The sequence below is a fragment of the Streptomyces sp. NPDC104106 genome, from assembly GCF_055584345.1.
On the sequence record NZ_JBVJMF010000006.1, the window covers coordinates 357288 to 374648 of the forward strand.

The following is a 17361-nucleotide window of genomic DNA, read 5'->3' on the forward strand; positions in this document are numbered from 1 at the left end:
CTCCTGAGCCGATTCATCCACCCCGGTGCGTCCGGGGCAACTCGCCGCCGCGGCGGCACACCCGGCCGGGTCAGTGTGCGGGCGGTCCGTCCAGGCCCGGGACGGGGGCGCCGGAGGGCGCACCGGCGGCGAGGTAGCCGGCGTAGAACTCTTTCCACAGCGGGCTCGTCCCGGCGTGCGGGCCCTCGAAGCGCCGGCCGCGCGCCCTGGCGTCGAGGGCGGCGAGGCACACCTCCCATCCGGCACCGTTGCGGGCGGCGGCGTCCGCCTCGCCGAGGACGTCGGTGAGCGTGAAGCGGGTACGGCCCTCGCCGGCGGCCTCCAGGCGGAAGCGGAGTTCGTCGGCGCCCCACGCGAAGGCCAGATGCCGGGGCGGGTCGACGGCGAGCATCCGGCCGGTGAACCCGGGCACGCCGGGACCGCTGAACCGGACGGTGCCGCCCGGGCGCAGCTCCATCTCGGCGCGGAAGGGGAACCACTGCTCCAGTTCGTCGGGGTCGGTGACGAACCGCCAGACGCGGTCCACGGGGTGGTCGTAGGTGCGGGTGAACCGGACGGCGGGGCGGCCGTCGGCCAGGGTCAGCCAGGTGCCGGTGGGGAGCGCGGGCATGGTGCTCACTCCTTCGGTGGTAGGGGGTGCGGGGGATCGTCCGCCGTCGCGTCGAGGCGTCGCCCGAGGGCGTCCAGGCTGCTGTTCCAGAGCCTGCGGTAGGGCTCCAGCCAGGCGTCGAGGGCGGCGATCGGCGCCGGGTCCAGGGCGTAGACGCGGCGCTGCGCGTCCTGCCGGACGCGGACGAGGCCCCCCTCGCGGAGCACCTTCAGATGCTTGCGAAACGTTGCCGTTTCGCTGAAAGTGCTCTAGGGTGAATGTGTACGAAACCGTTTCGTTTATGTACTGTCTCATCTCCGCACCCCGAACGACTTCCCTGGAGTGGTTCATGTCCCAGAAGAGCCTGGCCGAGGGCTCCCGTGCCGGAGCCGTCGCGACCGACGAGGTCGGGTTCGCCGCGGCCTCCCCGAGGCGCTGGTGGATCCTCGCGGTCGTCGCGGTCGCCCAGCTGATGGTCGTCCTCGACGCCACGATCGTGAACATCGCCCTGCCGTCCGCCCAGACCGACCTCGGCTTCTCCGACGGCAGCCGGCAGTGGATCGTCACGGCCTACGCCCTCGCCTTCGCCTCCCTGCTGCTGCTCGGCGGACGCATAGCCGACCTGTTCGGCCGCAAGCCCGCGTTCCTCGTCGGCGTCGTCGGCTTCGCCGCGGCCTCCGCGCTCGGCGGTGCCGCGAACGGCTTCACCATGCTGGTCATCGCCCGCGCCCTCCAGGGAGCCTTCGGCGCCCTGCTCGCGCCCGCCGCGCTGTCCCTGCTCAACACCACCTTCACCGACGCCCGGGAACGGGCCCGCGCGTTCAGCGTGTACGGCGCGATCGCCGGCGCCGGCGGCGCGGTGGGACTGCTGCTCGGCGGCGTGCTGACCGACGCCCTCGACTGGCGCTGGACCCTGTACGTGAACGTGGCCATCGCCGTCGTCGCCTTCGCGGGCGGCTGGCTCCTGCTGGGCAACCACCGCGACGCGACCGGCGCCAGGCTCGACGTGCCGGGCACCGTCCTGGTCGCCGCCGGTCTGTTCTCGCTGGTGTACGGCTTCTCCAACGCCGAGACGCACGACTGGGGTTCGCCGCTCACCTGGGGTTTCCTGATCGCGGGCGGTCTGCTGCTCGCCGCCTTCGCCTGGTGGCAGACGAGGGCCGCGCACCCGCTGCTGCCGCTGCGCATCCTGCTCGACCGCGACCGCGCCGCCTCCTACCTCGCGGTGCTCATCACCGGCGCGGGCATGTTCGGCGTCTTCCTCTTCCTGACCTACTACCTCCAGCTCAACCTCGGCTTCAGCCCCACGAAGACGGGTCTGGCGTTCCTGCCGATGGTGGGCGCGCTGATGGTGACGGCCCAGGTGGGCACGACGCTCCTGCTGCCCCGGATCGGCCCGAAGGCGGTCATCCCGCTGGGCTTCGCGATCGCCACGGCCGGCATGGCCTGGCTGACCGGCATCGGTGTCGGCGCGCACTACGCGAGCGCGGTGCTGCCCCAGCTGATCGTGATCGGTGTCGGCCTCGGCCTGGTCATGCCGCCGGCCATGCAGCTGGCCACCGGCGGGGTCGCGGCGGAGGACGCCGGCGTGGCCTCCGCGGCCGTCAACGCCATGCAGCAGGTGGGCGGTTCGATCGGTACGGCGCTGCTGAACACCCTCGCCTCGACCGCCGCCGCCCACTACCTGTCCGGCCGCGACGCCACCAGCAGGCTGGTGCGGGCGCAGGCGACCATCGAGAGCTACACGACCGCGTTCTGGTGGTCGGCGGGGCTCTTCGCCGCGGGCGCGCTGATCGCCTTCCTGCTCTACCGGCGCGGGGTGCCGCAGCAGGACGTGGGGGCCGCTCCGGTCGTCCACATGTGACCCACCCCGGCCAGGAAGCCCGAGGGGCCGCCGTCAGCAGGGAGACGGCGGCCCCTCGACCTGTCCCGGCCCGCCGCACCTCGGCACCGGCGGAGCGGTCGGACCGTATGGCGGTCAAGTCCCGCCTCTCACCTGGCCGTTGGGCCGTTTCACTGAGTGACCTGGCGCGGCTCCGGCACGACCCGGGCCATCGGGCCGGGGCCGGCGGAAGCTGTTGAAACCGGTGTTTTTTCGCCGCTCCCCGGGAGGCCCCCCACGGACCTGCCCGGGGAGCGGCTGTGTGCCGGAAGCCGGCGGGCGGCCCCACTCCGCCCGTCGACCCCGGCGCGAGATCGCGGGTTCCCCGCTCCAGGGGCCGCACTCCCCAGTTGCGGACCTGATCCGGCGCGTACGGAGACCGCTGCGATCCCGGTTCTGGAGGGCGTGCCGCCTAGAAGGCGAAGACGCCGCCGGTGATGGAGTCCTTCACGCAGGCGTTGCCGAAGGTCCGGTCGTAGGAGACGCGCCGGCCCTGCCAGACGCCCTGGACCGTGACGACGACCGGGTCGTACAGCTGAGTGCACCACACGCCCTCGGCGGGCCTCAGCGCGGCGAAGTCGCCGCCGGTGCCGCGCAGTTCGGCGCAGGCGCTCGCCGCGTCCGGGTGAGTGCCGGAGGCCGTGGGCGCGCAGGAGAGGGTGACGGCGCGCTCGGGCGCGGCCGTGGCCGCGTCGTTGCCGTGGCCAACGGTGAGGACCAGCGCCGAGGGGGCGTACAGCGACGACGGGGCGGCGCCCGGCGCGGCGACGGCGGCCCCGGTCAGGGGTCCGCAGACGGCGGCGGCCGCAAGGCCGAGGGCCGCTGCCCAGCGCGCGGTGTTCCGCATTGTGTGCATCCTTCCGCTCGAACAGACGAGGTGCCCCTCCGCACCCGGGTCGGGCGCCGGAGCGGCGAGCGCCACTCTGCCGAGTCCGCGGTCGAAACACACATCGAACGCATACGTTTCGGTAACCTTTCGTGTTGAATCAGTGGCGTGATGTCACGGAATTCGCACACCGTGGCCCAGGAACGGAGCGGGTCCCGCGCTTCACAGGTCACTCAATGGCCGGAAATCAGCGCCTCGTTAATCGTCCTGAAACACTCCGGCCCTGAGCCTCCCGAACCCCCTCATGACTCCTTGTGTTCACGGAATGATCATGAGGTGATCATGTCCAGTATGGTCGGGCTGCGCACGTACCCATCTCATCGGCGACGAGAGGCGGACGGCCGGATGGCGAAGCACTGGGCCGACTTCCAGTACGAGATCTACCTGAACGGGATGACGGGTGCCGTGCCCCGCCTGCCCACCGATCTGACCCGGCTGGAGGAGCTGGCCGAACACCGGCTCGCTCCGGGCCCGATGGGGTACGTGGCGGGCAGCGCCGGCGACGGCAGCACGGCCCGCGCCAACCGGGCCGCGCTCGCCCGGCGCCGGATCGTGCCGCGCATGCTGCGGGACGTCGGCGAGCGCGACCTGTCCACCGAGGTGCTCGGACGGCCGCTGCCGGCGCCGCTGGCGCTGGCCCCCGTCGGGGTGCTGGGGATCATGCATCCGGACGCCGAGCCGGCCGCCGCGCGGGCCGCCGCCGCGCAGGGGGTGCCGTACATCCTGTCGTCGGCGTCGAGCACGCCGATGGAACAGGTGGCGGAGGCGATGGGGGACGCCGAGCGGTGGTTCCAGCTCTACTGGGGCAAGGACCGCGAGGTGACCCGGAGTTTCCTCGGCCGGGCGCAGGCGGCCGGCTTCTCGGTGCTGGTGGTCACCCTGGACACCCAGTTGCTGGCGTGGCGGCCCCGTGACCTGGACCAGGCGTACCTGCCGTTCCTGCACGGCGTGGGCACCGCCAACTACTTCACCGACCCGGCCTTCCGTGCGGGGCTCGCGCGGCCCGTGGAGGAGGACCCCGACGCGGCCGTGCTGCACTTCCTGGGTCTGTTCGGGGATCCGGCCAAGTCCTGGCCGGACCTGGCCTTCCTGCGGGAGCACTGGGACGGTCCGATCGTGCTCAAGGGCGTACTGCACCCGGACGACGCCCGGCTCGCCGCCGACGCCGGCATGGACGGCGTGGTGGTCTCCAACCACGGCGGCCGGCAGGTAGCCGGCTCGGTCGCGGCGGCCGACGCGCTGCCCCGGGTCGCGGACGCGGTCGGGGACCGGCTCACCGTGCTGTTCGACAGCGGCGTGCGCACCGGCGACGACGTGTTCAAGGCGCTGGCCCTGGGTGCCCGGGCGGTGTTGCTGGGGCGCCCGTACGTCTACGGGCTCGGCCTGGACGGACAGGCCGGCGTCGAACACGTCATCCGCTGTCTGCTGGCCGAGTTCGACCTGACGCTGGCGCTGTCCGGGCACACCGCCCCGGGTACCGTGTCGGCGGCCGACCTCGTCGCCGACCCGGTCTGAGCGGGTGCCGTCGGCCGGTGGCGGGCACTCCGCCACCGGCGCCGGGTCAGGTGTCCCGGCCCGCCGGCCGGGCCGGCGGTACGGACGGTCCGCCCGTACCGGCGATGGACAGGGAGCCGGGGCTCGCGAACGTCGCGTCGGCGACCCAGCGCTGCCCGCCCGAGTGGTCCCGGGCCTTGACGACGAGGTCGGCGCCCGGGGTCGTGCCCGCGCCGGCGAGCGCGAGGGTCTTGTCCCAGTGGGGCAGCAACTCGCCCTGCGGCGTGAGGTCGTAGCGCACGTCCTGCTCGCGCGGCGAGCCCGGGTCGGCGCAGGGGCCGAGGATGACCACCCCGGCGTCGGCGTGCGAGTCCAGGCACAGGTCCGGGTCGGCGGCGCTGCGCAGGCGCCCGTCGGGCTCGTACGTCCACTGCTGGGTGGCCGCCGCGGAGCAGACGGCCAGCACCGCACCCGCCCCGGCGCCCGGCGTGCCCTTGATGTCGAGGCACAGGTCGGCACCGGCGTTGCGCAGCCGGGCGGGCCGGCCGGCGGCGGGCAGGGCCGCGGTGCCGGGCGCGGCGGCGGTACCGGGCGCGGACGGGCCGCCGGTGCCGGGGACGGCGCTGGTGGAGGCGACCGGGTCGGTGCCGCCGCCGGCGTCCGGCCACAGGCTGATCGCCAGCACGGTCGCGAGCAGTCCGGCCGAGGCCACGCCGACCCCGGTGAGCAGCGTCCGGGAGGAGAGCGCGGCGCCGGACGCGCCCAGGACGGCCGCCGGTATCCGGGCGAGCGAGCCGCCCCGGTCGGCGCGCCGCCGGCCGCCGGCCGCCCGGGTCCGGGCGCGCGGTTCACCGGGTTCGCCGTCGGCGTCGCGATCGGCGCGTCGGCGGGCGCCGGACAGGGGGACCCGGTCGAGCAGCCCGGGCCCGCCGCCGCGCCGGCGGCCGCCCGAGCGCCGGGCCCCGCCGCGGGCGGGGCCGGTACGGCGGCCGGGGCGGGAGTCGAGGTAGCGGCGGGCGCCCCAGCCGAGCACGGCCTCGGCGAGCAGGACGCCGGGCGCGGCGTCGGCGTGCCCGAGTTGCTCGGCGGCGTGGCGGCAGTGGGAACAGGCGGAGAGGTGCTCCTGGACGTCGGGCAGCAGGGCGCCGCCGCGGCGGATCGGGACGTCGAGGAGGCGGTTGTAGTAGCGGCAGTCCTTGCCGGGCGCGAGCTCCCGGTGGGCGCGTACCAGGCCCTCCCGGAATTTCTCCCGCGCCTGCTCCAGCGCCGCCGTCGCGCTGTCGGGGTCCACGCCGAGCAGCGCGGCGGGCACGGCGATCGGCTCGGCCTCGACCTCGGTGTGCCAGAGCAGCGTCTGCTCCAGCCGCGGAAGGGAGTGGAAGGAGCGGTCGGACAGGGCGCGGTTCTCCGGTATGAGGGTCTTGGCGGCGCGCATGCCGCGGCCCCCGGCGGGCTTTGCGAGTCCGGGCAGTACGGCCGTGATCCGGTCGGTGCCGGACCAGTTGACGACGGTGTCCCGGACCGCGACGAGCAGCCGGGGGCGCAGCGCCTCCGCGGGTTCGCCGAGCGCGAGGCGGCCGAGGACCTGGTGGAAGGCGGTGGCGGTGACCATGTGGGCGAGCGGGCCGGACAGGGCCAGGCAGATGACGGCGTACTCGTGGGCCGGCTGCCAGTGCCGGGCCATGAGCAGGGCGGCGGACCGCGAGCCTTCCGCGTCGGAGCCGGCCCGGAGCGGACCGGCGAGGGACTCGTCCGGTTCCCCGGGAACTCCGCCGGCCGGCGGATAGGGCGGACGAGGAGGGTGGGGGGTGGGCACGGAGCGGATTCCTTCGGTGCGTGACTGGTGCGTGTTGCCTCGATGCGTACCTCTGGGCCGCGCGCGGGGAGGCGAATTCACCGGCGCTCGGCCGGTGAGGGATCCGCAACTGCCGGGAGAGCCCCGGACTTTACCCGCTGCACGGGCGTGTCAACCCTCGCACAACTTCCACATGAGCAACAGGGCGCCCGCACAATATCGACAGGTTTGAAAGAAAGTCAGAAACCAACTGGTCACGGTCGTTCTCGGGCGGCCTCATTCGGTACTGCGCGCACCCCGTGTGAAGCGCGCGCACGCACCCCGCGGCCGCGCTCGCTCCCGCGGCGCACGGCCCGGTGGTGGAGTGGCACCGGCCCTCTCCGAAAAGGCCCCGTGTCCCCCGCCCCGGCCGACGGCCCAGGCGGCTTCCCCCGCCGGCCGGGGCGGGCGCGGCCGACCGGGCGGCCCGATCCGCTCAGATCTGCCAGGAACGCAGCCGGTCGGCCGCGCCGTACACGTCCGCCTTGCCGGAGATCAGATCGCGGGCGAGGTCGACGAGAGCGCCGTAGGGCGGGTCGATGCCGACGCCGCTGACGAACATGTAGGCCACGGCGGTCGCGCAGGCGAAGCGGGCGTTGGCCGCGGGCAGCGGCTTGAGCACGGCGAGGGTGTGCAGCAGGGCTGCGGCCCGCCAGGCGGGATCGGAGTCCACACCGAGCCGGGGCGGGTCCACGCGGTGCCGGGCGACGGCGGCGACCAGGGCGGAGAAGTCGTCCACCGCGGGCTGGTCGGGCAGGACCTCCTCATGGCGCTGGAGCAGCCAGGGGACGTCGATATGAATGACGGAGGGCATCGATCAGGCGGCCTCGTCCTTGGCGGGGGGCTCGTCGTCGGGGAAGGCCGCCGCGAACTCCTCGGCGTGCGCGGCGAAGAACCGGCGGAAGGCCTCGGCGCCCTCCTGGAGCGCGCGGTGCCGGGCGATGTCGGCGGCGGCGGCCTCGCGCACGAGGGCCTTCATCGACGTACCGCGTTCCTTGGCGATCTGGCGCAGGTCCTCAAGTTCCCGGTCGCTGAACTCCACGTTGAGAGCTGGCATGCCCCTCAGGGTACGCCGTGGGGTACTTACCCGTAAATACTGCCAGGTCAGACCCCAATCAGGACGGTACCTCCGGGCGCCGAGAGGACGCGAGATCCCTGTCCCTTTCCCGCCGGTCCCGGCGCGTGCGGCGCAGCAGACTCGGCAGCGCGGAAGGAAGCAGCACCACCGTGACCACCGGGAGTACCGATGAACACCGGCACCGTGCACACCCTCCACCCGAGTCCGCTGGGCGACCTGCTGCTGACCGGCGTTTCGACACCGGCCGGCATCGCGCTCACCTCGCTCACCCTGCCAGGGCAGCGCGGCGCGCCCGCCGTGCGTGCCGAGGACCGCGACGACGCGCCGTTCGCCTCGGTGCCGTTGCAGTAGACGTAGGAGTCCATGGAGACGCGGTCGAACTCCACCGAGACCCGCCGGCCCGCGTACTGCGGCGGGAGGGTGAAGGCGAGCCGTTACCAGCCGAGGCCGCCCGGCAGGAAGCCGGTGCCGCTGGTGGTGCCGTGGTCGGTGGTGGGGATCTGCTCGATGCTCCAGTCGTGCGGGACGGCGACCTCCCGCCAGCCCGAGTCGTCGTAGCCGGGGTCGGCGGCCCGGCCGTAGGCGCCGGCCGGGTCGGTGTTGCCGTCCGGGCTGACCAGCGCGAAGCGCCAGCCGTCCCGCAGCGGCACGGTGTGGCGGCCGCCGGCGCCCGCGGAGGCGGCCGGGGCCGCCGCGGTGCGCAAGCGTGCTCCGGCCGCGGGTGTTGCCGTGGCTGCGACCAGAACCGATCGGCGAGTGACCGTCATGGCGGCTTTCCCTGATCAGGGCCCAGAAGCACTCACAATTGATCGTGAACAAACAGATTCTGACGTCCTGCCGCACACGATCGTCAAGGGTCCGGAACCCTCTGTCCGTCCTCGGCCACGCATCGTCCGGAATTCCCCCTTGACCGCGTTCGACGGACCGGCCGCCCGGGCGGGGGGCCGCGGCTCCCGGGCGGGCCCCAAGCACTACGCTGGAACGGAAGTGGTGCCACCTGTTCACTGTGAGTGCGCGCTTGGGAGCGGCGAGGATGAGCCGGGTCTATCCGTTCGACGACGCGGCGACGGCCCGGGCTGTCATCGACGACGACGGAACGCTGGTGGAGTGGAACGAGGGCGCCCGACGCCTGCTCGGCCACCCGCCGGAAGCCGTGGTGGGCCGCCCCGCCGCCCGCCTGCTGGCCGGGGACGGCTCCCCGGGCGTTCCCCCGGGCCCCCGCTGGCAGGGAACGGTCGATCTGCGTCACCGGGACGGCCGTACGGTCCCGGTCTGGCTGCTCGCCCACCGCAGGCCGCCCCACGACGGACACGGCGGCGACTGGCTCGTGGTCACGCCGCTGGCCGGCGGCGAGCCGCCCGCCCCGGACGACCCGCTCGGCGAGGCCGGCCTGATCCAGTCACCGTGCGCGCTCGCTGTCTACGACGACACCCTGCGGCTGCGCCGGATGAACCACGCCATGGCCGACATCGTCGGGCTGCGGGAGGAGCGGGTGCGGGGCCTGCGGGTCGCCGAGATCGGCGGCAGACCGCAGAGCGAGGAACTGGAGCGGGCCATGCTCCGGGTGGTGACCACCGGCCGGCCGGAGGACGTGCAGACCTTCACCCGCACCGGCGGCGAGGACCGCGCCCACGCCTGGCTCGCCCGCATGGCCCCGGTCCTCGACCCCGAGGGCCGGGTGCGCGGGGTGTGCATGGCCGCCCACGACGTCACCGACAACTACCGGGCCCGCCAGCGGCTGCAGCTGGTCAACGAGGCGAGCGTGCGCATCGGCAGCACGCTGGACGTCACCCGGACGGCTCAGGAGCTGGCCGATGTGTGCGTGCCCGCCCTCGCCGACTTCGTCACCATCGACCTGCTGGACCCGCAGGAGCACGGCGACGAGCCGCCGGCCCGCCTCACGGCACCGGTCACGCTGCGCCGGATCGCCCACCGGTCGGTGCTCCCGGACGTCCCGGAGGCGGTGATCGCGCCGGGGCAGGCCGAGCCGTACCCGGCCGGGTCCCCCCAGGCCGACTCGCTGACCGCGGGCCACACGATCGTCGCCTCCGTGGCCGAGGGGGACATCGACGAGTGGCTGACCTGGCACACCGCGCGCGCCCAGCGGGTGCGGGAGTTCGGCATGCACTCCTCGATGTCGGTGCCGATCCGGGCGCGCGGGCTGACCCTGGGCGTCGCGGTCCTCACCCGGCACCGCAGCCCGGACGCGTTCACCGCGGACGACGTGCTGCTCGCCGAGGAGATCACCGCGCGCGCCGCCGTCTGCGTCGACAACGCCCGCCGCTACTCCCGCGAGCGGGAGACCGCGCTCGCGCTCCAGCGCAGCCTGCTGCCCCGCATCCTGCCGCGCACGGCCGCGCTGGAGGTGTCCTCCCGCTATCTGCCGGCCGCGCGGGCCGGGGTGGGCGGCGACTGGTTCGACGTGATCCCGCTGTCCGGGATGCGGGTCGCCATGGTCGTCGGGGACGTCGTCGGACACGGCGTCGAGGCCTCGGCCACCATGGGCCGGCTGCGCACCGCCGTGCGCACCCTCGCCGACATCGACCTGGCCCCGGACGAACTGCTCACCCACCTGGACGACCTGGTGGTCCGGCTGTCGGAGGAGTCCGGCACGGAGGGCAGCCCCGGTGAGGTCGGCGCGACCTGCGTGTACGCCGTCTACGACCCGGTGTCGCGGCGCTGCACCGTGGCCCGCGCCGGGCATCCGCCGCCGGTGCTGATCCGGCCGGGCGGCGCCCCGCGGGCGCTGGAGCTGCCGGCCGGTCCCCCGCTGGGGCTGGGCGGGCTGCCCTTCGAGGCCACGGAGGTGGAACTGCCCGAGGGCAGCGTCCTCGCGCTGTACACCGACGGGCTGGTGTGGTCCCGGGAGCGGGACCCGGAGGCGGGCCGGGAGATGCTGTCCGAGGCGCTCGAAGCCGGGGCGGGCTCCCTGGACGAGACGTGCGACCGCGTGCTGCACACCCTGCTGCCGCCGGGCGGCTCCGCCGACGACGTGGCGCTGCTGCTCGCCCGCACCCGGGGCCTGCCCGCCGCGCAGGTGGCGACCTGGCAGATCCCGGCCGACCCGGCGCTGGTCGCGCCGATCCGCAAGCAGGTCGTGGAGCAGCTGGACGACTGGGCACTGAGCGAGGCGTCGTTCACCACGGAGCTGGTGGTCAGCGAGCTGGTCACCAACGCCATCCGGTACGGCGCCCACCCCATCCGGCTGCGGCTGATCCACGACGCCACCACCCTGATCTGCGAGGTCTCCGACGCCAGCCACACCGCCCCGCATCTGCGCCGGGCGAAGACCTTCGACGAGGGCGGCCGGGGCCTGCTGCTGGTCGCCCAGCTCACCCAGCGCTGGGGCAGCCGGCACACCCCGGAGGGCAAGACGATCTGGGCGGAGCTGGCGCTGTTCGAGGTGGACAGCCTGTGACGCGTCCGCCGGGCCGGTTCAGCCGCCCGCCAGCCAGGGCCGTACCTGCTTGCGGGCCTCGTGCAGGCGGGACTTGAGGGTGCCGAGCGGGATGCCGACACGCTCGGCGACCTCGGCGTAGTCCAGCTGGCAGAGGTCGCGGTAGACCAGCGGCGCGACCAGGTGCGGATGCGTGCGCTCCAGGCGGTCCAGGGCCTCCAGCAGGTCCACCCGGGAGCCGGCGATGACGCTGGTGGTGCGCGGGTCGACGGCGTGCGCGGGCTCGATGGCGGCCGGCTGCTCGGCCGCGCGCCGTTTCAGCTCGCGGTACTTCTGCCGGCAGCAGTTGGCGACCACCGTGTAGAGCCAGGTCCCGAAGCGGCTGCGGCCCTCGAAGGCCGTGATGTGCCGGGCGACCTGGAGCAGCACGTCCTGCGCGGCCTCCTCGGCGTCCTCCCGGCAGGGCAGAAAGCGTCCGCAGCGCCGCACGATCTCCGGCCGGATCTCGGCCAGCAGCCGGTCCAGGGCAACGTTGTCGCCGGCGGCGGCCCGTCGGGCGAGGTCTTCCATCGGCGCCTGGTCCTGCACGGACGGGCCCCCCTTCGAGTCGATCTCAGGCCAGGCATGATAGTCCTATGCACTCCCTGGAGCGGATCGGCCGCTACCGCCTCGAACGGCCGCTGGGCAGCGGCGCCTTCGCCACGGTGTGGCTCGCCCGCGACGAAGAGCTCCAGGCCCCGGTCGCGGTGAAGGTCCTCGCCGAGAACTGGACACACCGGCTCGACATCCGGGAGCGCTTCCTGTCCGAGGCCCGGCTGCTGCGCCGGGCCGGCTCCAACCGGATCGTGCAGGTCTACGACATCGGTGAACTCCCGGACGGCAGGCCCTACTTCGTGATGGAGTACGCCGACGGCGGCACCCTCGCCGACCTGCTGACGGACGGTCCGCTGCCGGAGCGGGACGCACTCGCGCTGACCGCGGAGGCCGCGCGCGGCGCCGCCGCGCTGCACGAGGCGGGCATCGTGCACCGCGACATCAAGCCGACCAACGTGCTGCTGCACACCGCCCCGGACGGCACCCGCCGGGTGCTGCTGGCCGACCTGGGCCTCGCCAAGAGCCTCGCGCAGGCCTCGGTGCTGACGCTGGCCGCGGGTTCGGCGGGCTACCAGCCGCCGGAGCAGGCCGAGCCCGGTGAGGGCATCGACGAGCGGGCCGACGTCTACAGCCTGGGCGCGGTCGGCTACGAGCTGCTCACCGGCAGCGTGCCGGGGGCCCCGGGCCGGGTCGTGCCGCCCCGGCACCTGCGGCCGGGCCTCGGTGAGGACGTGGAGCGGGCGGTGCTGCGCGCCCTGGAGCCCGACCGGGCGCGCCGCTGGCCCGGCGCACAGGAGTTCGCGCGGGAACTGGACCGGCTGGCCGCGGCCCCGCCGGCGGCGCGGTCCGCCCGGCGGCTGGACGGGGTGCGCGGCCGCCTCAACGTCGTCACGATGTCGCTGGCCGCGGTCCTCGCCGCCGCCGCGGCCGCGGTGGCGGTGACCGTCGTCCTCCAGCGCGGCGCCCCCTCGGACGGGACCCGCGTGAGCGACACGAGCGGGCGCGTCGTGCTGCGGGTGCCCGCGAGCTGGGGCCACGAGCTGCGCGACTCCGGCTGGGACCCGGGGGTGCTGGGGCTGGCCAAAGGGCACGAGCCGGGGCTGGTGGTCGCCGACGACCTGACCCGGTGGTCCGATCTGGGCAAGCCGGTGAATGGCGTGTTCGTCGGGGTGAGCGACCACGGCGACCTGTCCGGGAAGGTGCGGGCCCTCACCCACTCCGGCTGTCGCTACTCCGGCAGCCGCGACTTCGCCGACGCGGATTTCCACGGCCTGGTGCGGGCTTGGAGCGGTTGCCCCGACGGCGGCTCGGTCACGGAGTCCGCACTGGCCCCGGCGGACGGCCCGGGTCAACCCGAGGTGTACGTACAGGTGCGCGAGCAGGGAACCGGCGACGCCACGGACGGGATACTCCGTTCGCTGCGGGTGGGCTGAGCGACGCCTGTCGGGGGTCACGGCGGGGAAGAAACCCGGCGTGTGCCGAACTTTTCGGGCGCTGCGCGCATCGGAGTGGGACAACGGCGCACTCGGCGCCTGAGGTACGCGTTCTGCCGCGTGCCCTGACCCCCAGGAGAGTTGAGCGACATGGTGTACGCACCCCGGTCCGCGCGGCACGGTGCCCTGCTCGTCGGTACGTTCGCCGTGCTGGGCCTGCTGACCGCGTGCGGCAGCAGCAGCCACGACGTCCAGAGCAACCCGCCCCTTACGTCGTCCGGTACGGCCGCGCCCGCGACGGGCGGCACCCAGAGCCCGCCGCCGGGCTCCTCCGCCCCGTCGGCCGGCGCCGCCGGCACCGGCGCCGCCCCGTCGTCCGCCCCGCGTCCGACGGCCTCGGCGGGCGGCGGCACCGGTACGGCCCCCTCGGCGGCCGCCTCCTCCCGCTGCCACACCTCTCAGCTGCGCGCCTCCGTGGGCCGGAACGACCCGGGCGCCGGCCAGGAGAACTTCCCCGTCGTGCTCACGAACGCCTCCGGGCGGACCTGCACCCTGCACGGCTATCCGGGCGCGGCGTTCGTGAGCGCCTCCGGCGGCCGGCTCGGCCCGGACCCCAAGCGCGAGTCGGGCTCCCCGGCGACCGTCACGCTCAGGCCGGGGCAGAGCGCCTGGGCAGGGCTGACGTTCTCCAACCCGCAGGTCAGCGGCGCGAACACGGCCACCCCGGCGGCGCTGCTGGTGACCCCGCCGGACGAGCGGGACTCCCTGAAGGTCGTCTGGACGGGCGGGGCGGTGCCCGTGGGCGGGAACTCCTCGTCCGTGTTCCTCACCGTGCTCGCCCCCGGCACGGCCCCCTGACCCTCTCCGGAACGCACCGGCGCACCCCGCGGTCCCGGCCGGGACCGCGGGGTGCGTCATGACCGCGCCACAACTGTCACAGGACGGCAACAGCGGCCGCCGGCCCCGATCTTTCTTCCCGCTCTGCGCGATCGAACCCGTCGACCGCACGGCGAGCAGGCCCCACAGGGGGCCGCGAGAAGGAAATCGGGGACACGATGAGCGGGATATCGCGCAGGCGGGTGCTGACGGCGGGCGCGGCGGCCGGCGCCCTGGGCACGCTGGCCGCGTGCTCCTCCGGCACCGGCCTGTCGGTCGGCGGCCCGGCCGGCCCGGACGGCAACGGCACCGCCCAGGCCCGGCCGGCGAAGCCGATCGGCGACGGCTCCACCGCGGACACCGGCGCCCAGCCGCACCAGCCGACGCCCGAGCGGCTGAAGCCGGGCCGGAAGCCGCCGCAGTTCGTGGTGTTCTCCTGGGACGGCGCGGGCGAGCTGAGCAACCAGCTCTTCTCCCGCTTCCGCAAGGTGGCCGCCGACCACGGCGCCAAGATGACCTTCTTCCTCAGCGGCATCTACGCCCTGCCCGAGTCCAAGAAGCACCTGTACCGCCCGCCGCAGCACCGGGTCGGCGCCTCCGACATCGGCTATCTCGCCGACCGGCACATCCACGCCACCCTCCAGCAGGTCCGCGCGGCCTGGCTGGAGGGACATGAGATAGGCACCCACTTCAACGGGCACTTCTGCGGGGCGACCGGGGTGCGCAACTGGTCCGCGGCCGAGTGGCGCAGCGAGATCGACCAGGCGATGGCCTTCGTCACGCAGTGGAAGACCAACACGGGCTTCACGGACCTCGACCCGCTCCCCTTCGACTACCGCAAGGAGCTGATGGGCGGCCGCACCCCCTGCCTGGAGGGCCAGTCCAATCTGCTGCCCACGGCCGCCGCCCTCGGCTGGAAGTACGACGCCAGCTCCCCCGGCGGGCTCCAGGTCTGGCCGGGCAAGGTGCAGGGCGGGAAGATCTGGGACTTCCCGCTGCAGTCGATCCCGTTCCCCGGGCACTCCTTCCAGGTGCTGTCGATGGACTACAACATGATGTTCAACCAGTCCGGCGGCAACCCGAACGGCGACCGCGCCCAGTACGACGCCTGGCGCACCCAGGCCCGCGACGCCTATGTGGCCGGATTCCAGCGGGCGTACACGACCAACCGCGCCCCCTTCTTCATCGGCAACCACTTCGAGCGCTGGAACGGCGGCATCTACATGGACGCCGTCGAGGAGGCGATCGGAAAGATGGCCGCGTACGGCGACGACGTGCGGTTCGTGTCGTTCAAACAGCTCGTGCACTGGCTGGAGGCGCAGGACCAGGCGGTGCTGCGCAAGCTGCGCACCCTGGTGCCCGGACAGTCCCCGGCGGGCGGCTGGGCGGAGTTCCTGGGCGCAGCGGGCAGCCAGCCGTCGTAACAGGTTCAACTTCGTCTGTTTTCATGGGCGGGCACCACATGATCGATCGTGAAGGGACCCGCCCTGAACACCCCGCTCGCCGAAGCGCTCTCCGCCGTGCTCCTCGTCGCCGTACTCGCCTGGGCCGTCGTACGGCCCTTCGGCCGGCCGGAGGCGGTCCTGGCCGTGCCCGCCGCCGGGGTCGCGATCGCCACCGGCGCGATCTCCCTCGACCACGCCCGGGCGGAGGTCGAGCGGCTCGGGCCGGTGGTCGGGTTCCTGGCGGCCGTGCTGGTGCTCGCCCACTTCTGCGACGTGGAGGGGCTGTTCCAGGCCTGCGGGGCGTGGATGGCCCGCTGGGCGGCGGGCCGGCCGGTGCGGCTGCTGACGGCGGTCTTCGCGCTGGCGTCCGTCATCACCGCCGTCCTCAGCCTGGACGCCACCATCGTGCTGCTCACCCCGGTGGTCTTCGCCACGGCCGCCCGGACCGGCGTACGGCCCAAGCCGCACATCTACGCCTGTACGCATCTGTCGAACACGGCGTCGCTGCTGCTGCCGGTGTCCAATCTGACGAACCTGCTGGCGTTCGCGGCGAGCGGGCTGAGCTTCACCCGGTTCGCGGCGCTGATGGCGCTGCCGTGGCTCGTGGCGATCGGCGCCGAGTACGTCGTCTTCCGCCGGTTCTTCGCCCGTGACCTCGCGGCGGCCGCCCCGGTGGGCCAGGACCCCGGCGAGGCACCGCGGCTGCCGCTGTTCGCGGTGAGCACCGTCGGCTGCACGCTGGCGGGGTTCGTGGTGGCGTCGGCGTTCGGAGTGGACCCCGCCTGGGTCGCGGCGGCGGGCGCGCTGGTGCTGGCGGGCCGGGCGCTGGTGCGCCGCAAGGCCACCCCGCTGACCGTCGTACGGGCGGCCGCCCCCGCCTTCCTCGCGTTCGTGCTGGCGCTGGGCATCGTGGTGCGGGCGGTCGTCGACAATGGGCTCGCCGACGTCCTCGGCCATGTGCTGCCGGGCGGCACGGGCCTGCTCGCCCTGCTCGGCACCGCCGCGCTGGCCGCCCTCCTGGCGAACCTGATCAACAACCTCCCGGCGGTGCTGGTCCTGCTGCCGCTGGCCGCGCCGGCCGGTGCGGGCGCCGTGCTGGCCGTGCTGCTGGGCGTGAACATCGGCCCGAACCTGACCTATGCGGGATCGCTGGCGACGCTGCTCTGGCGGCGGATCGTGCACCAGCACGAGCACGGCGTGGGCCTCGGCGAGTTCACCCGGCTGGGCCTGGTCGCCGTGCCGTCCTCGCTCGCGGTCGCGGTGGTGGCACTGTGGGGATCGCTGCAGATTCTCTGAGAGACCGTCCGTACCGCGAGGAGGCCGACCGGATGCGTGTGATCGCCTGGCTCGTCGAGGGCACCTGGCCCGCCTGCGTGGACGCCGTGCACCGCCACGCCCCGGACACCGCGGAGGTGGTGCTGCTGCACGTCAGCGGGGCCGAGGTGCCGGGACTCGCGCACGGGGCGTTCGCGGGGCTGCTGGGGCGCGGGCGGCCGGAGCGTGATCCGGGCGACCGGCTGGAGGCGCTGGGGGGCACGTCGGCCGCCGAGCTGCTCGACGCGGCGGCCGGACGGCTGGGCCGGCCGTGTGCGCGCGAGGAGCGGGCGGGCCGGGTCGAGCGGGAGGTGGTGGCCGCCTGCGAGGGCGCCGACCTGCTGGTGCTGGCCCGCGACGGTGACCGCTCCCGCCTCGGCCCGCACAGCCTGGGCCCGGCGAGCCGGTTCGCCGTCGACCACGCCCCCTGCCCGGTGCTCCTGGTCTGGCCGGAACCGGCCCCCTCTCTGCGCACGATCCCGCCTCCGCCACCGCACCACCCCTGAGCGGCGCCCGACGGGCGGGCCGGGGAGCGTACC

15 protein-coding genes and 2 pseudogenes are annotated in these 17361 nt (G+C 74.4%); 9 read left to right on the forward strand and 8 right to left on the reverse strand.

The features are described from left to right. Positions 1-70: 70 nt before the first annotated feature. Entirely contained in the window at positions 71-610 is a 540-nt protein-coding gene (locus ACZ60X_RS17295) for an SRPBCC family protein (protein WP_469599005.1), read from the reverse strand. A 5-nt stretch (positions 611-615) separates the two neighbouring features. Further along, positions 616-828, reverse strand: a pseudogene (locus tag ACZ60X_RS17300) (ArsR/SmtB family transcription factor); the annotation flags it as partial. A 110-nt stretch (positions 829-938) separates the two neighbouring features. Between ACZ60X_RS17300 and ACZ60X_RS17305 the strand changes: the two are divergent. Beyond that, positions 939-2453: an MFS transporter gene (locus ACZ60X_RS17305; protein WP_469599007.1), complete on the forward strand. Its 1515-nt coding sequence runs from the start codon at positions 939-941 to the stop codon at positions 2451-2453. A 430-nt stretch (positions 2454-2883) separates the two neighbouring features. On the opposite strand, the gene ACZ60X_RS17310 is transcribed toward ACZ60X_RS17305, so the two are convergent. Next, entirely contained in the window at positions 2884-3318 is a 435-nt protein-coding gene (locus ACZ60X_RS17310; RefSeq protein ID WP_469599009.1) for a subtilase-type protease inhibitor, read from the reverse strand. Between the two features lie 384 nt (positions 3319-3702). Here ACZ60X_RS17310 and ACZ60X_RS17315 point away from each other — a divergent pair, with 384 nt between their 5' ends. Beyond that, the gene (locus tag ACZ60X_RS17315) at positions 3703-4872 is read left to right on the forward strand and encodes a lactate 2-monooxygenase (protein ID WP_469599245.1); all 1170 of its coding nucleotides are present in this window, start codon (positions 3703-3705) and stop codon (positions 4870-4872) included. Between the two features lie 46 nt (positions 4873-4918). Here the strand turns inward: ACZ60X_RS17315 and ACZ60X_RS17320 are convergent, their stop codons facing one another. From ACZ60X_RS17320 to ACZ60X_RS17330, 3 genes are all read right to left on the reverse strand, one after another. Next, positions 4919-6667 (reverse strand): RICIN domain-containing protein, encoded by a 1749-nt coding sequence (locus ACZ60X_RS17320; RefSeq protein ID WP_469599011.1) that lies wholly within the window; start codon positions 6665-6667, stop codon positions 4919-4921. 454 nt (positions 6668-7121) lie between these two features. After that, positions 7122-7499, reverse strand: a complete 378-nt coding sequence (locus ACZ60X_RS17325; RefSeq protein ID WP_023544880.1) for a hypothetical protein — start codon at positions 7497-7499, stop codon at positions 7122-7124. A gap of 3 nt (positions 7500-7502) precedes the next feature. Continuing rightward, entirely contained in the window at positions 7503-7742 is a 240-nt protein-coding gene (locus ACZ60X_RS17330; protein ID WP_469599014.1) for a hypothetical protein, read from the reverse strand. A gap of 189 nt (positions 7743-7931) precedes the next feature. Here ACZ60X_RS17330 and ACZ60X_RS17335 point away from each other — a divergent pair, with 189 nt between their 5' ends. Further along, entirely contained in the window at positions 7932-8114 is a 183-nt protein-coding gene (locus tag ACZ60X_RS17335) for a hypothetical protein (protein ID WP_469599261.1), read from the forward strand. On the opposite strand, the pseudogene ACZ60X_RS17340 reads toward ACZ60X_RS17335, so the two are convergent. Continuing rightward, positions 8096-8530: pseudogene (locus ACZ60X_RS17340) on the reverse strand (glycoside hydrolase family 2 TIM barrel-domain containing protein); the annotation flags it as partial. The gene ACZ60X_RS17335 and the pseudogene ACZ60X_RS17340 sit on opposite strands and share 19 nt — an antisense overlap. Before the next feature lie 266 nt (positions 8531-8796). On the opposite strand from ACZ60X_RS17340, the gene ACZ60X_RS17345 reads away from it, so the two are divergent. Continuing rightward, positions 8797-11181: a SpoIIE family protein phosphatase gene (locus tag ACZ60X_RS17345; protein ID WP_469599016.1), complete on the forward strand. Its 2385-nt coding sequence runs from the start codon at positions 8797-8799 to the stop codon at positions 11179-11181. Between the two features lie 18 nt (positions 11182-11199). Here ACZ60X_RS17345 and ACZ60X_RS17350 read toward each other — a convergent pair whose 3' ends face one another. After that, positions 11200-11748, reverse strand: coding sequence for an RNA polymerase sigma factor (locus ACZ60X_RS17350; protein ID WP_469599018.1), 549 nt, complete (start codon positions 11746-11748; stop codon positions 11200-11202). A 47-nt stretch (positions 11749-11795) separates the two neighbouring features. Here ACZ60X_RS17350 and ACZ60X_RS17355 point away from each other — a divergent pair, with 47 nt between their 5' ends. The 5 genes from ACZ60X_RS17355 to ACZ60X_RS17375 all read left to right on the forward strand — a co-directional run bounded on the left by ACZ60X_RS17355 (position 11796) and on the right by ACZ60X_RS17375 (position 17328). After that, positions 11796-13187 carry a serine/threonine-protein kinase gene (locus tag ACZ60X_RS17355; RefSeq protein WP_469599020.1) on the forward strand — a complete coding sequence of 464 codons (1392 nt, stop codon included), beginning with the start codon at positions 11796-11798 and terminating at the stop codon, positions 13185-13187. Positions 13188-13337: 150 nt separating this feature from the next. Further along, entirely contained in the window at positions 13338-14045 is a 708-nt protein-coding gene (locus tag ACZ60X_RS17360; protein ID WP_469599022.1) for a DUF4232 domain-containing protein, read from the forward strand. 197 nt (positions 14046-14242) lie between these two features. Beyond that, on the forward strand, positions 14243-15487 hold the full coding sequence (locus ACZ60X_RS17365) for a polysaccharide deacetylase family protein (RefSeq protein WP_469599024.1): 1245 nt from the start codon (positions 14243-14245) through the stop codon (positions 15485-15487). Between the two features lie 48 nt (positions 15488-15535). Then, positions 15536-16804 (forward strand): SLC13 family permease, encoded by a 1269-nt coding sequence (locus ACZ60X_RS17370; protein WP_469599027.1) that lies wholly within the window; start codon positions 15536-15538, stop codon positions 16802-16804. A gap of 32 nt (positions 16805-16836) precedes the next feature. Continuing rightward, positions 16837-17328 carry a universal stress protein gene (locus ACZ60X_RS17375; RefSeq protein WP_469599029.1) on the forward strand — a complete coding sequence of 164 codons (492 nt, stop codon included), beginning with the start codon at positions 16837-16839 and terminating at the stop codon, positions 17326-17328. Positions 17329-17361 lie beyond the last annotated feature (33 nt).

Bases quoted from the DNA above. Each gene is read 5' to 3' on its own strand.
- ACZ60X_RS17295 (WP_469599005.1), bottom strand. From the start codon at position 610: ATGCCCGCGCTCCCCACCGGCACCTGGCTGACCCTGGCCGACGGCCGC.
- ACZ60X_RS17305 (WP_469599007.1), top strand. From the start codon at position 939: ATGTCCCAGAAGAGCCTGGCCGAGGGCTCCCGTGCCGGAGCCGTCGCG.
- ACZ60X_RS17310 (WP_469599009.1), bottom strand. From the start codon at position 3,318: ATGCGGAACACCGCGCGCTGGGCAGCGGCCCTCGGCCTTGCGGCCGCC.
- ACZ60X_RS17315 (WP_469599245.1), top strand. From the start codon at position 3,703: ATGGCGAAGCACTGGGCCGACTTCCAGTACGAGATCTACCTGAACGGG.
- ACZ60X_RS17325 (WP_023544880.1), bottom strand. From the start codon at position 7,499: ATGCCCTCCGTCATTCATATCGACGTCCCCTGGCTGCTCCAGCGCCAT.
- ACZ60X_RS17330 (WP_469599014.1), bottom strand. From the start codon at position 7,742: ATGCCAGCTCTCAACGTGGAGTTCAGCGACCGGGAACTTGAGGACCTG.
- ACZ60X_RS17335 (WP_469599261.1), top strand. From the start codon at position 7,932: ATGAACACCGGCACCGTGCACACCCTCCACCCGAGTCCGCTGGGCGAC.
- ACZ60X_RS17345 (WP_469599016.1), top strand. From the start codon at position 8,797: ATGAGCCGGGTCTATCCGTTCGACGACGCGGCGACGGCCCGGGCTGTC.
- ACZ60X_RS17355 (WP_469599020.1), top strand. From the start codon at position 11,796: ATGCACTCCCTGGAGCGGATCGGCCGCTACCGCCTCGAACGGCCGCTG.
- ACZ60X_RS17360 (WP_469599022.1), top strand. From the start codon at position 13,338: ATGGTGTACGCACCCCGGTCCGCGCGGCACGGTGCCCTGCTCGTCGGT.
- ACZ60X_RS17365 (WP_469599024.1), top strand. From the start codon at position 14,243: ATGAGCGGGATATCGCGCAGGCGGGTGCTGACGGCGGGCGCGGCGGCC.
- ACZ60X_RS17375 (WP_469599029.1), top strand. From the start codon at position 16,837: ATGCGTGTGATCGCCTGGCTCGTCGAGGGCACCTGGCCCGCCTGCGTG.